We start from the raw sequence: 13,830 nt of genomic DNA, 5'->3' as shown, positions 1-13,830 counted from the left end.
CCCGATTCTTTTTAGGTGTGAGCTAAATAATGCCGGAAGACTGTCAAATCACCGAGCTGAAAGTTCGATTCTTGCGATGATCACGCCGTCAATCGGCACCAAAGGTTTGCGCGTAGATCGCTTCGATCCGCCTTGCCTCATCATTAGTCAGCGCGGCGAATTCCTTTTGGCGGGCGCGGTTCGATAGCTGGCCGCCATTCTGGTGGAGGAAACGGAAGAGCAGATCGATCAGCCGCTCGGGCATGTCGATAAAGGCATCCACCTGTTGCCGGAACTGATCGTAGCGCTTCAGAAACGCGGTTTCGTTGGGAAGATCCCGTTCGATGGTTCGCTGAACGCAGGCATAGAGGAATTCGGCGTGCGGGGTTGCATCAAAGAAGCGGTAGAAATCCCCGGTGTCATTCAGTACCCGGACGTTGAATTGCGGCGTCGCTTCCCAGTGGACCAATGGCAGAAGGCGCCGGGAATAGCTCTCGAGCACGCGCCGGTACTCGTCTAGCTGGTCCAGGATCGCGGCCGAGACGGGAAACACAATTCCCGGCGGATTGAATCCGTGCGTGGCAAGGATGTGATGGATTAGATAGCGGTGAATACGGCCGTTTCCGTCCTCGAATGGATGGATGTAGACAAAGCCGAAGGCAAGGATAGCGGCGGCGATGACTGCATCAAGGTTTTGCGCGGGGCCTTGATCGAAGGCCTCCATCCCATCAATCAGCCGCGGCAGGTCCTCAGGCCGAGCGCTGATGTGATCGGGCAGGGGCATGCGATTCTCCCTGTCATGCTCACCGACGAAGCCTCCCTCCTTTCGAAAGCCAAGTCTAACGAATCGGGCATCGCCGAGGACAATTCTTTGCAGTCGAAGCAGCTCATCGCGATCAATCGGTTGCCGACCAGCTTCGGCGATAGCGCGGCCCCAGCGTTGGATGCGATCTTCCGGCGGGCGCTCGCCCTCGATCGCGTAGCTTGATCGGGAGTCTTTGAGCAAAAGAAAGGCGGCGGTCCGAGCAAGGAGGTCGCGCGGCACGTCCGCTACGATTGCCTCCGCGCGTCGCGGCAGCTCAAGGTCGATGAATTTTTCGAGCGTCTTGGTGCGGAATACCAGAGGGCAGAACTCAGGCGTACCGGGGAGATTGTCCTTTACGCGGTAGCGCGAGACGGTTTTCTCGGGTCCGGACCACTGCATCTCGGGATCGAGGACCGGAACATAGCGTCCGGCATCAGCATCTGGGAGATCGAGACGGGCGCCTGTCAGCCATTCATATAAAAACCAGATCCGGCGGGCATAACTGCCGCTCGGGCTTTCACGGACCAGCGCCTCGATCGGCGCGGGACCGGTCACCTGGAAGAGCCGCTTGAGGACGGCAAGGTCGAGCCCTTCGTACTTAAGCGCGAAGGTCAGGTGGCCTTCGAGGGTTGCATGTGGAGCATGGCGGGGCGTCATGATCCGCCAGCCATTCCGTTCGCTGATGCGATGATGCTGGCCGGTGGCGGACAACGTTCGCGGCAAGGGCACGGCGAGATCGTAGGCTCCGATCAAGGCGCTGTAGCCGGCCGGCGTCGCCGTCTCGGGAAGCCGAATTTCCTGAAAAACGATAACAGGACCTGAAAATTGGTTCTGCTGCGCCGCTGCCACGAAAATTGGGGTCCCCTTCTTGTCCAAAGCGACTAGCAGTCTAGAAGTCTATAACCTATTCCCTGAAAATTGATGCTGCAAGACACACTTTGCCGAAAACGGATTCTGCTGAGTGTCTCGCTCAAAGATTTCCGCCTACTCGGGCGACGACTGGCCGTCTCAACACAGGTGGCAGCGGCCGAACGTCATTGTCGGAGCGAAACGACCGCCGCGATGAGTAACGTCAATCCCGTTTCGGCGCCGCATTTGCGGGATCGTGAAATCGTCATCGACAAACGGTCACCTCGCGACCCATTGCCTGGACCGGCGGGAGAAACCGCCATCGCCTCAAGAAACTGGACTACGAGGGCGGTGCTTGTCTGGGTAGTCGCTCACGGCAACTCGGTCTCAGTAATGCTGGACGCGTCGGGATTCCCCACGGTCGAACGCCGCCATGCGGCGGATCGGTGATGAAGCCGCTGCTCGGCCGCGTCCAACGACGTTGTATCTGAGCCGACGGCGAACCCAGGACTTCCTTGCAGGACCGAAACAGGCTCATGCGTGCCGCAGCTATGAGCGCCCGAGCATGAATGTCGCCTGCACATTCGCCCATGTCCGGATCTCGAACGTCATCCGGCCTGTGATCGAGGCTTCCAATCTCGCCTCGCTTCCATGCGATGCTCTCTTAGAGTGTTGCGGGATTGATCCCCGCTCAATTGCCTGGATGCAACTCTTCATCCGTTAGAACGAGCGTTGGAAACGCAGAATGCCGCCGACGCTGTCGTTTTTGTCGGCGTTAGTCCAGTTCACGTTGGAAGGGTTCACCATGCCGACGCCGAAGTCGCCGCAGTGGTCATAGTCGACTTCGGCTGTTACCGTGAAATCTGGAATGAGCGTATAGGCGACGTTCATGGCGACACCATAGTTCTTGAGCTGATCACCCGAGACCTGAAGGTTGAACACAGTTGTCTCGTTGAACTGGTAAGTGGCGCCAGCCCAGAAAGCCCAGTTGCCGCCCCAAGTTTTGTAGAAGCCGCGGCCGTGAGCGTCGATTGCGTTAGTGGAATCATCGTTGAGCTTGCCATTGGAGCCGTAGCCTAACATTCCGAATAGCGACAGCTCGTTGGTGACATTGACCTCGACGCGGATTTTGCCGGCCACCGATCCGTAGTTGCTATCATAAGCGGCAACACCGGTGATCGCGCCCCACTGTTGTGCGTATTTCAGGCCGCCGACCACGTGCGGAACGTAGCTATCGATGGCGCCGACCGCGCCTTCGCCTTCTTCAAGCGAGACCACGGCCGAAAAGCCATCACCGGCGTCAAAGTAGTACTGGATGACGTTGGTTTCGAAATCACCGTAGGGAACGAGCATCGGATTGAGCACGTTGCCGGGATAGCCAATAAACATGTCGAAGGCCGACCAGTCCTTGCCAATTCGAAGGTTGCCAAGCTGAATCCAGGCGAAAGTCAGGCTGAGGTCTCTATTGGAGGCATAGTTTTGAGGACTGCCCGGATCCGAATAATCGTTGAGGTTACCAAAGTTCATGCGGGTTTCGGTGTAGGTCTTCAACGTGCCCAACTCGGTTTCCCGGTTCGTCCAGGTCTTCACTGTGAAGCGGGCATTCTTCTTCCAGGTTGCATTGGTGCTGCCGCCCTCGTGGTCGGTTGCCTTTGCTCCATCCAACGAGCCGACGTCACCCAAGGCGATGTCATAGCGGACATAGCCGCCGATGCGCAGGCAGGTTTCGGTGCCTGGGATATAGAAGAAGCCTGCGCCATAGACGTCGCAGATCTTGACGTATTCGCCCGCGTCTGGCTCGGCGTCGACGGCGCGGGCATCGGAAACGGCAATCAGGGTCGCAGCTGAGCCGAGAAGAAGACTCGTGAAGTTCATTTGATCTCCGTTCAAACATATAAAAGAGGAAGGACGTCGAAGAGCGGACCCTTCGCTTATCCCCGCGATCTAAAAATGAGGCGCAATGCGCTGCGCCTTTCGCAGCGCGACGAACCCGTCATGACAACGGTTCAAGAACAAAGGCGATGAAGCTAAATGATATTATCAAAAGATAGGGGCATTTATAAATATGTGAATTGCTGCAATACAGCACTGTGAATTCCCCCTTTTTGAGCCAACCGCCAAAGTGATGTTCGCAAGTTGTGGGCAGATCCTCGCAACGACTTCCACAGTTGCATGCGCAAGTGACGTGCCACCTGGCGACGCAGCTGTGGCTGGACACTCAAGTTTGCCGGCGGACCTTGGTTCGCGCTCCCTTCTCATTTTGCCTTGAGATCAAGCCGCGCCCGAAACGCCAGGTTTTGGACATGGTTCGTGTGTTCGATACGCGACAGGTTTCGTTCAAAGGCGACATCTTTTGTTTGTTGTGAGCCGCGATATTGAGACATCATGCGGCGGCACCGCTCGGTACGTCAGGCGGGTGCCGCACGACGCTGACATAATGGTCATGAGCGAGACTGGGCATGTGATCCTTGCAGCATGGCCCAGGCCGTAAGCGTCATTTCCGTTTTCTCGATTCAACTGAACGCTTGGCGATTTTGGCCAAGGACGGGATAGTGGACTTCGAAAACGGTCTTGTTCGCATACGGCGGCAGCATCGTTTCGCGATTCGCGCGGTTGGTGTCGCATTCGATGCTTTTCTCGACCGAGCTCCCCCTAACGAGGCGTAAGTGCGAGGGCAACCAGCACGACCGCGAACGCCCGAAACCGGGCGCCGCCAACGTGTCGACCACCTTTGACTTCGCAGAGCATGGCGTGCTGCTTAGGTGATATAATCCTTCGTCCGGCTACGGTGATTGGGGTTTAAAGGGCGTGTGCGTTGCACACGAGCCTCACGGCTGCCGTACCCGCTCGCGAGACTCAGCCATGTTGTGGTAGTGGCCGAGTCCGATCATGCAGCTTGTCTCAGGCCTGCGATTGTCCAACGGCAACTTGGCGCTGGCGCTGCTTTCTCAGTTGAACTTGATGCTCGCCTGCCCGAACACGCCATAGCGTTCAATCTCCCAATGCAGGATCTGCGGGCTACCACCGCCCGGCGTCTCCTCGAAATGAGCGGCGCCAGCAGCTGCCGCGCGCCAGTAGCGGCCGCCGACGCCGATGTTGAACAAATCCGTGACTTTGTAGTTCAACATCGCCTCGATTTGGACGCCATTCCCGTTCCCATCTTCGGGTTGCGGATTGATCTCTGGGCGCAGATGGTGCTGATCCTTGCCGTCAAGCTGCGTGAACAGCACCGCGACGTCACCCGAAAGGCTGAGTCGTTCGGTGAGTTGCGTCTGTCCGGCAAGGCCGAGTCGCAGCGAATGCCAATCGTTATCCTGGCTGATGACGCCCATATTGTTCGTAATGGCTGGCACGCAAATCCCCGGATTGGCCGCCTGCTGCGCGCAATGGATGGCGTGGTAGCTTTCGTTCCAGAAATTGTATCCGACATAAGCACCCAAGCGGTAGCGCGGCGTGTCCCAGAAATTATATCCGAGGTCGGCGGTGAAATACGTGATGCGACCGCTGTGCTGATCGGACAACGTGCTCGAATAGGATTTCACGGACAAAGAGGGGTTAACGAAATCCTCGTCGGTAAGAGAACCCTTGGGGATCCCGCCCGCACTGAGGAAGCCCTTGACGAAGATGCCAGTCGGATTGTGGGTCGCGTTGAGGAAGACTTCGCCCGATAGGGCACCGAGATCGTTGTATGTGAGCCGCGAGACCATCCCCGCGACGTCGGCGTTGTAAAGTTCCTTCGATGCTTCGCCGCTACTGTACCAGTAGCGTAGCCCGCCCTCGAATGAAAAGACCGGGGTCACTGCGTCGGCTCGCACCGCCGGGTCGGCGAACACCGGGCCGTCGGCAGCGGCCGCACCCGCCGACAGACCGCAAAGCACGACACATGTCAAAACCACTCGCCGCATCACCAAATTCTCCTTTGTGTTGATTTTCGGGTTCTGTCGCGGACATCCAGAAATTGGCCAGGTTGGACCGACTGCAGAGTTGGTCTCCAGGCAAGAGGATCATCATGGCAAAGTGGCACAGCCCTTGGCCCGGCTATCGCTTGCAGTGCGGCCGCTTGCTTCTTCTGCATCGGGAGGTCCTACGGTACGGCCTGATCTCAGCAGTGAGCATGGTGCGAACATTGCAACACTCTGCGCGAGACGCGTTTAGCGACACTCGAAGCAACATGCGTGCCAAAGAAAAAACTCTTTAGACGCATGCCAATCGATTGCCGCATGTCCGACATTTGTCGCGCCTCGCACAATGCCAAAGCATCCTGTCGCAAATTGTCGATGAGAGGCTTGCGGCATGAAAGCTCTTCAATTTCTGAGGAACTCGTGACCTTCAAAGTCCCCCTGTTCGACCGACCCGCGAATGCCACGCCGCCAGGTTTCCCAAGGTCGGAGCCACGGCGCGGAAGCCCCTCTCGTGAATCCGGGCGTCCCCGCTGTGAAACGTCGCTGGGCGCGACCAGCGGCGCCGGCTCGTTGTCGGGTCTGACTGGTGGGGTGTCGGCCGGATCAGGTTTCTGGTTCCGATTATTCGAGCGCGGCGGGATCGCCCGTTGGCTTTGTCTTGATCCACATCAGTCCACGTCGGATGCCATGCTTGCGCATGGCTGTTGCCACTCGCGTCGCCAACCGTGACTTCCGGCTCGCGAACGTGCAACGAGGCATCTCGCCCAGGCGTCCCGACCGCTAATTTGTGAAAGAACTATCGACCGGTTCCCTTCAAATTCCTGCAACGAATTCGACAAAATAGCGACGTCGCTTTACCCACAAGGCGCGGAGAATTGGTAACTGATTGAAATTTAAGCCACCGCTGCATCTGGCATGACGTTTGCTCTCTGCCTGTTAACATGTGAAGACGTTATACAAAATATGAAGACATTATAAAAATATAATGCGTGCTCGATTCATTTTATTCGAAAGGCACGAAAATGAACATTCGCCTTTAGGAATGGAGCAAGACAAATGACAAGCATCATAGCGACAGCAGCTTTACTTATGGCATCGACGTTGGCGTTCGCATTGGACATAAAAGAAACCAACGATGTGCTAAGTATTGATGCTCGCAGGGATGCCAGGACGTATCCGTGCAGCCGCCAGAAGGCACTCCCATCTGTTAAATGGGAAAGCGGATGCGTCTTCGTCAATTGCTTGCCGCAAGTTCTCCAGCCTGCCTGAAGTGACGTGCATCTGACAACTATGCCAGACGCAATACGCGCCAAACACCTTTTGCGCAGTGCTTAGCATGGTGCCGGTCCGAACCCTGATCTCGCGCTTCGTGACAAAGCTCAAGCATCCCATGGGAAATCACAAGCGTCCCTTCGTGGAATCACAGGGGCCATGACGTTCGGAAATTCTCCTAAAGTCAGTCCACCTCTTGAAACGTGAAAGGAGCAAAACCAGTTCGGCATGCGCGCGATGCCGCAAAAGTCGCGCGAACCCCATTCTGGCCCTGAGGCCCGGATCGGGGGAGGCTCTCGCAATCTGTTTATCCTAAAGGAGAACGATATGAAATTCCGTCCATTGCACGACCGCGTACTCGTCCGTCGCATCGAGGCCGACGAAAAGACGGCCGGCGGCATCATCATCCCCGACACGGCCAAGGAAAAGCCGCAGGAGGGCGAAGTCATTGCCGTCGGCCCGGGCGCTCGCGACGAGAGCGGCAAGCTCACCCCCCTCGACGTGAAGGTCGACGACCGCATCCTGTTTGGCAAGTGGTCCGGCACCGAAATCAAGCTCGACGGCGAGGACCTGCTCATCATGAAGGAAAGCGACATCCTGGGTGTGATCGAGGTTTCGGCCTCGGCCAGGCAAGCCGCGTGACCGAAACCGCGTGACACAAACACTCAACAAGAACTGCCTATTCACAGGAGTGAACGAATGGCTGCCAAGGAAGTGAAATTTCATTCTGATGCTCGCGAGCGCATGCTGCGCGGCGTCGACATTCTCGCCAATGCGGTGAAGGTGACGCTCGGACCGAAGGGCCGCAACGTCGTCATCGACAAGTCGTTCGGCGCCCCGCGTATCACCAAGGACGGCGTCACCGTCGCCAAGGAGATCGAGCTCGAGGACAAATTCGAAAACATGGGCGCGCAGATGGTGCGCGAGGTCGCGTCCAAGACCAGCGACATCGCCGGCGACGGCACCACCACCGCCACGGTCCTGGCGCAGTCGATCGTGACCGAGGGCGCCAAGGCAGTCGCGGCCGGCATGAACCCGATGGATTTGAAGCGCGGCATTGACAAGGCGGTGGAAACGATCGTCGCCAATCTGAAGGCCAATGCGCGCAAGGTGACGAAGAACGACGAGATCGCCCAGGTCGGCACCATCTCGGCCAACGGCGATGCCGAGATCGGCCGCTTCCTGGCCGAGGCCATGGAAAAGGTCGGCAACGAAGGTGTCATCACGGTCGAGGAAGCCAAGACTGCCGAGACCGAGCTCGAAATCGTCGAAGGCATGCAGTTCGACCGCGGGTATCTGTCGCCCTACTTCATCACCAACCAGGACAGGATGCGCGTCGAGCTCGAAGAGCCCTATGTGCTGATCCACGAGAAGAAGCTCGGCAATCTGCAAGCCTTGCTCCCGGTGCTGGAGGCCGTGGTTCAGTCCGGCAAGCCGCTGCTGATCATCGCCGAAGACGTCGAGGGTGAGGCGCTCGCGACGCTGGTGGTCAACAAGCTGCGCGGCGGACTGAAGGTGGCCGCCGTCAAGGCCCCCGGCTTCGGCGACCGCCGCAAGGCGATGCTGGAGGATATCGCCGTCCTGACCGGCGGCACGGCGATCAGCGAGGATCTCGGCGTCAAGCTCGAGAATGTGACGCTGGAAATGCTCGGCCGCGCTCGCAAGGTGGAGATAGAGAAGGAAAACACCACCATTGTCGACGGTGCCGGCCATAAGGACGAAATCAACGGCCGCGCTGCTCAAATTAGGGCCCAGATCGAGGAGACCACTTCCGACTATGACCGCGAGAAGCTGCAGGAGCGCCTGGCCAAACTCGCCGGTGGCGTCGCGGTGATCCGCGTCGGAGGCTCGACCGAAGTCGAGGTCAAGGAGCGTAAAGACCGCGTTGACGACGCGCTGCACGCCACTCGCGCGGCTGTCGAGGAAGGTGTCTTGCCGGGTGGCGGTGTTGCACTACTCAGGGCAGCAAGGGCGCTCGACCATGTCGTTCTCGACAACCCCGACCAGAGGACCGGTGTCGAGATTGTGCGGCGCGCCATCGAGGCTCCCGCTCGCCAGATCGCCGAAAACAGCGGGGCGGAAGGCTCCATTATCGTTGGCAGGGTTCGCGAGAAACCTGAGTTCGGCTATGGCTGGAACGCCCAGACCAACGAATTTGGCGATCTCTTCGGCCAAGGCGTGATCGACCCCGCCAAGGTCGTGCGCACGGCGCTGCAGGACGCCGCTTCCGTAGCCGGCCTGCTCGTCACCACTGAGGCGATGGTGGCCGAGAAGCCGAAGAAGGAAATTCCCGCCCCGGCGATGCCGGGCGGCGGCGGCATGGATTTCTGACGAGCCACTTTCTTTCTTGTCGTGGGAGGGCGGAGCTACCTTACCAATGGTCCATTCGCCCTCTTCCAGGCGTCGATTCCGCCCTCGATGTGGCAGGCTGATGTGAGGCCCTCATCCTGGGCGGCCTGCACCGCCATGGCCGAACGCTCGCCGAAGGCGCAGTAAAGCACAAGCCGCTTGCCGGTCGATCGGACGAGCTCGTGCAACACGCCGCCGGGAGCGATGTTTTCTTGCAGCCTCGGGTAAGGCACATGCAGCGCCCCCGCAATAATGCCCTGGCGTTCGCACTCGGAGCGCTCGCGCAGGTCGATCAGTGCGACATCCGGCCTGCCGGCCAGCGCCAACGCTTCGTTGGCATTGGCCGCCCAGCCGCGCCGCGCGATCTCGTCCTGCTGCAGCCCGACCTTCATATTGGCGGGCACGGCGAAATCCATCATTTTCGGATTGGCGAGCTTCAGATTGTTCATGATCTCGACATACTCCTCGACCGATCTCACCTGCAGGCGCGGGTTGAAGGCTTTCTCCTCGCCGATGGTGGAGACAGTGTCGCCCTTGTAGTCGTGCGCCGGATAGACCAGCGTGGAGTCCGGCAGCTTGAGCAGGCGGCCGAAGATCGATTCATACTGGTGTCGCGCATCGCCATTCGGGAAGTCGGTGCGGCCGGTGCCGCGGATCAACAGTGTGTCGCCAGTGAACGCCCGGTCGGGCAGGACGAAACTGTAGGAATCGTCGGTATGGCCGGGCGTGTAGACGACGTCGAGCGCCAGCCCCTCGATGGTCAGCCTGTCGCCATTGGCAAGCCGCATCGATACCACGTCGGCCTTGGTCTGCTCGCCCATCACCGTGATGCATTGCGTCTTGTCGCGCAGCGGGCCAAGGCCGGTAATGTGGTCGGCGTGAAGATGCGTGTCCACCGCCTTGACCAGCCTCAGGTCGAGCTCACGCACGAGCCGGAGATAGCGGTCGACCTTGTCAAGCACCGGATCGATAATCAGGGCCTCGCCGCCTTGGCGACTGGCAAGCAAATAGGAATAGGTGCTCGAAACGGAATCGAACAGCTGACGGAAGATCATGATTTGCTCCATATCATCTGGTCGCGATCTTTTTTTGCAGCTTGTCATGCGGCTCTACCGCTACCCCGCGGCGCCGCACCCTCAGCGCTCGCCGATCAGGATGGCCTCGAGGTACGTCATAGCCTCCTCACGGCGGGTCAAGACACTAATCGTGGACGGGGACGGCAAACAGCGCATCCGCTCACGCGTGCGCCAGGGACAAGTTATGCCCGGGAAACAAGCGCAGGAATCGCTAAAGCCTCATTGGCCTCATCATGGATCGAGAAACTGTAACGGCCACATGCGTCGAGGTCGACCGAGTAGCTCAGGCGCTCGCGTATGTGGTTATCCTGGTCGAACGTGACGATCCGCGGCTTCAGCGCTGTGATATGCGCTTCGTTCAGGTAGATGGAGTTGCAGACGATGATCGGGTCGCCAGGCTGGCAGGTACGGGCGGCAGCACCATTGAGGATGCAGCATCGTGATCCGCGCTCGCCGAGAATGACATAGGTCGAAATGCGCGCGCCGGAATTCTTGTTCCAGATTTCCACGAATTCCATGGGCAGGATCCCGGCTGCCTCGCAGTGGTCAGGGTCGAGCGTTATCGAACCATGGTAGTTGAGGTTTGCTTCGGTGACGTGGATGCCGTGGAGCTTGCCGGCGACTATTTTTCGCATTGGTCTGTTGTCCTATTTTCGTCTCGCATGAACAGTCTTGATGTCTTGTCGACGGCCGCCGCGCGGCTAAATTCCAACCACAAGCGCCCCGCCGCTGAGACCGGCACCCGCCGCCGCCAGAAGGATTTTCTCGCCCGGCTGGAGTGGCTGCGTCCGATTGGCGAGCGACAACGAGAGCGGGATCGTTGCGGCGGAAGAGTTACCGTATTCTGCGATCCTCTTGACGATTGCCTGGTCCGCAATGCCGAGGTTTCGGCCGACGGCATCGAAAATGCGGGCGTTGGCTTGATGCGGGACGAACCGGTCGATGTCTTGCGGCCGCATTCGAGCTATGGCGAGCGCGTCCCTTGAACATGTCGTCATCATCTCCACAGCCCTGGCGAACACTTCGCGGCCGTCGACGATCGTCATCCGGGTCTGCGCGAGATCGAGGTCGTTGTGAAAAGGCGTGTTGCTTCCTCCGGCGGGGATCTGGATCAATCCGTAGCGCGAACCGTCCGAATCCACCGAAGCGCCGAGAATGCCGCGTTCGGCATCCTCGCTGGGACCGATCACGACAGCGCCGGCGGCATCAGCAAACAGCACGGCGCTGGCGCGCTCGGCCGGGTTGATGCGGCGGCTCAAAATGTTGGCGGCAATGACAAGGGCGGGTCTGCCGTGCAGGCGGGTGAACCCGTCGGCGAACATCAGTGCATAGATGAAACCGGCGCAGGCGCCGGTCAGGTCGATGGCGCCAGCGCGGCCGAGGCCGAGCCGATGCGCGACCAGTGGCGCGCTCGGTGGCAGAAGGTGATCCGGAGTGGACGTGGCGAGGATCAGAAGACCGATGTCGCTCCGATCGATACCCGCATTTGCCAGCGCCATGTCGCCGGCCTGCGCGGCAAGGCCCGAAAGCGTGTCTTCGTCAGTCGCCCAGAAGCGCGAGCGAATTCCGGTGCGCCGTTCGATCCAGCCTGGCTCGAGGCCGAGACTGTTCTCGATCTCGGCGTTCTCGACCTTGCGCCCAGGCACTTGGTGGCCAAGCCCGAGGATGCGCGACGACCTGCTCATGGTTTGGATTCGAAGCGTTCACCGGCCCCCTCGATGGCGTCATAAAGCCGATCGAGCTCGGCGCCGGTGACGCAATAGGGTGGTAGAAGATAAAGAACATTGCCGAGCGGGCGCACCAGCAATCCCTGATCGAGGAAGAATGCCCGCAGCTTTGGGCCGATCTCGGCCAGATAACCGGGGAAGCCGGTGCGCAAATCGAGCGCCGCGATCGTGCCGGTAATCCGGCAGTCCCTGAAGACCGGATTGTCGCGAAAGCGCCGAAGGCCAGCGGCCTGCAGCGCGCCCAGGGCCGCGATCCGTTCGATAACAGGCTCGCCGTGCCAGATCTCGACGTTGGCAAGTGCGGCCGCACAGGCAATCGGATTGGCCGTATAGGAGCTCGAATGAAAGAAGGTCTTCTTCCGGTCGACCGAATAATGGGCCTGGAAGATGGCGTCGGTCGCCAGCGTGGCGGCGAGCGGAATGGTGCCGCCGGTCAGGCCCTTCGAGGTGCAAAGGATGTCGGGCGAGATGTTCGCCTGCTCGCAGGCGAACATGGTTCCGGTGCGTCCCCAGCCGGTCATCACTTCGTCGGCGATCAAGAGCGTACCCGAAGCCTCGGCGATCCTCTTAAGTTCAGCCAAAACCCAGGCCGGATACATCAGCATGCCGCCGGCACCGAGCACCAGCGGCTCGACAATCAGCACAGCTGCGCGCCGGTCGCGAGAGACGACCTCGAACCGATCGAGCGTTTCCTGCTCGCGTCCTGCGGCCGGGAAGGGGATGGTGTCGACTTCGAACAGCAAGGGTTCGTAGGCGGCGTTGAACACACCGCGGGCGCCGACGCTCATCGCGCCGATCGTGTCGCCATGGTAGCTGTGCTCCATGACGACGATGCGCGAGCGCGGCGCGCCGATATTGCGGAAATAGCCGAGCGCCATCTTCAGCGCGACCTCGACCGAGGTCGAGCCGCTGTCGGAATAAAACACCCAGTCGAGTCCCGGCGGCGCGAGATTCACCAAGGCTCTGGAGAGGCGCTCGGCCGGCTCGTGCGTGAAGCCGGCGAAGATGATCTGGTCGAGGCTTGCCGCAGTCGTCTCGATCGCCTTGACGATGCGCGGATGGCGGTGGCCGTGGGTGACGACCCACCACGACGAAATGGCGTCGAGGATGCGGGTACCATCGGCCTTGTGAAGATAAGCGCCTTCAGTCCGGACAATTTGAGGGATCGCCGGCTCGAGCGCGTGCTGGGTGAAAGGGTGCCAGACGCGGGATTGCGACATCATTGACCCCGTGCAATCGGCGAGAGATCGAAGCCCGAAACCATCGCTTCCCTCAAGGTTTTAGAATTCAGCGGGTCAAGGTACGGCAGCCTGCCAAGTTGCGGCACGCCGCCGAATTCGACGATGGTCCTTTGCGTATCGGCTACCTCTTCGCCGATGAAGGCGATGCCGATGAGCGGGATGGCACGGGCCCTGAGCGCCTCGATCGACAACAATGTGTGGTTGATGGTGCCGAGCGCGGTGCGGGCGCAAAGAATGACCGGCAGTTGCCATTCCCTGAATATGTCGATGAATCTTGTCTGCCGATTGAGCGGCACCATCACTCCGCCAGCGCCTTCGATGATGAGCGGGCCTGGCAAGTCCGGCAGCGAGAGCTTTGCCGCCTCGATTGCGACGCCATCGATTTCGGCCGAACGATGCGGCGACAGTGGTCTCTTCAGACGATAGACTTCGGGCAGGACGCGCCCGGCCGGCAGGCCGGAAAGCCGGGCAACAGCCTCGCTGTCGGTCTCCTCGTCGAGGCCCGATTGCACCGGTTTCCAGTAGAAGCCGTCGAGCAGGCCGGCGAGGCCCGCCGAAAACACCGTCTTGCCGATGCCGGTATCCGTTCCGGTGATGACTATGCCTCTGCTGATGTCGCTTCGGGTCATG

Annotated in this window: 11 protein-coding genes; 3 read left to right on the top strand and 8 right to left on the bottom strand. The window is 59.7% G+C overall.

Features of this window, described 5'->3' with window-relative positions; genetic code table 11:
• Nucleotides 1-88 precede the first annotated feature (88 nt).
• The gene (locus RFM41_RS30330; RefSeq protein ID WP_320252917.1) at nt 89-1,633 is read right to left on the bottom strand and encodes a Fic family protein; all 1,545 of its coding nucleotides are present in this window, start codon (nt 1,631-1,633) and stop codon (nt 89-91) included.
• A 72-nt stretch (nt 1,634-1,705) separates the two neighbouring features.
• Between RFM41_RS30330 and RFM41_RS30325 the strand changes: the two genes are divergently transcribed.
• Nucleotides 1,706-2,083, top strand: coding sequence for a hypothetical protein (locus tag RFM41_RS30325; RefSeq protein WP_320319325.1), 378 nt, complete (start codon nt 1,706-1,708; stop codon nt 2,081-2,083).
• Nucleotides 2,084-2,353: 270 nt separating this feature from the next.
• Here RFM41_RS30325 and RFM41_RS30320 read toward each other — a convergent pair whose 3' ends face one another.
• Nucleotides 2,354-3,508: a porin gene (locus tag RFM41_RS30320; RefSeq protein WP_320252918.1), complete on the bottom strand. Its 1,155-nt coding sequence runs from the start codon at nt 3,506-3,508 to the stop codon at nt 2,354-2,356.
• A 1,073-nt stretch (nt 3,509-4,581) separates the two neighbouring features.
• The gene (locus RFM41_RS30310) at nt 4,582-5,538 is read right to left on the bottom strand and encodes an omptin family outer membrane protease (RefSeq protein ID WP_320252919.1); all 957 of its coding nucleotides are present in this window, start codon (nt 5,536-5,538) and stop codon (nt 4,582-4,584) included.
• A 1,596-nt stretch (nt 5,539-7,134) separates the two neighbouring features.
• Here RFM41_RS30310 and groES point away from each other — a divergent pair.
• Both groES and groL read left to right on the top strand, forming a co-directional pair.
• A complete protein-coding gene (gene groES / locus RFM41_RS30305; protein ID WP_128372672.1) occupies nt 7,135-7,449 on the top strand; it encodes a co-chaperone GroES in 315 nt (104 codons plus the stop codon).
• A gap of 57 nt (nt 7,450-7,506) precedes the next feature.
• On the top strand, nt 7,507-9,138 hold the full coding sequence (groL, locus tag RFM41_RS30300; protein WP_320252920.1) for a chaperonin GroEL: 1,632 nt from the start codon (nt 7,507-7,509) through the stop codon (nt 9,136-9,138).
• Nucleotides 9,139-9,173: 35 nt separating this feature from the next.
• On the opposite strand, the gene RFM41_RS30295 is transcribed toward groL, so the two are convergent.
• The 5 genes from RFM41_RS30295 to bioD form a co-directional block, all read right to left on the bottom strand.
• Nucleotides 9,174-10,211, bottom strand: a complete 1,038-nt coding sequence (locus RFM41_RS30295) for an MBL fold metallo-hydrolase (protein ID WP_320252921.1) — start codon at nt 10,209-10,211, stop codon at nt 9,174-9,176.
• Between the two features lie 203 nt (nt 10,212-10,414).
• Nucleotides 10,415-10,867, bottom strand: coding sequence for an aspartate 1-decarboxylase (panD, locus tag RFM41_RS30290; protein WP_320252922.1), 453 nt, complete (start codon nt 10,865-10,867; stop codon nt 10,415-10,417).
• A 66-nt stretch (nt 10,868-10,933) separates the two neighbouring features.
• On the bottom strand, nt 10,934-11,917 hold the full coding sequence (bioZ, locus tag RFM41_RS30285) for a 3-oxopimeloyl-[acyl-carrier-protein] synthase BioZ (protein ID WP_320252923.1): 984 nt from the start codon (nt 11,915-11,917) through the stop codon (nt 10,934-10,936).
• Entirely contained in the window at nt 11,914-13,179 is a 1,266-nt protein-coding gene (locus RFM41_RS30280; RefSeq protein ID WP_320252924.1) for an adenosylmethionine--8-amino-7-oxononanoate transaminase, read from the bottom strand. The genes bioZ and RFM41_RS30280 overlap by 4 nt, the downstream gene beginning before the upstream one ends.
• A complete protein-coding gene (gene bioD / locus RFM41_RS30275) occupies nt 13,179-13,814 on the bottom strand; it encodes a dethiobiotin synthase (protein WP_320252956.1) in 636 nt (211 codons plus the stop codon). Before bioD ends, RFM41_RS30280 begins: the two co-directional genes overlap by 1 nt.
• Between the last annotated feature and the right edge of the window lie 16 nt (nt 13,815-13,830).

The organism is Mesorhizobium vachelliae (genome assembly GCF_033977325.1).
Lineage (GTDB): Bacteria > Pseudomonadota > Alphaproteobacteria > Rhizobiales > Rhizobiaceae > Mesorhizobium > Mesorhizobium vachelliae.
This window is presented reverse-complemented; position numbering and strand designations above follow the sequence as displayed.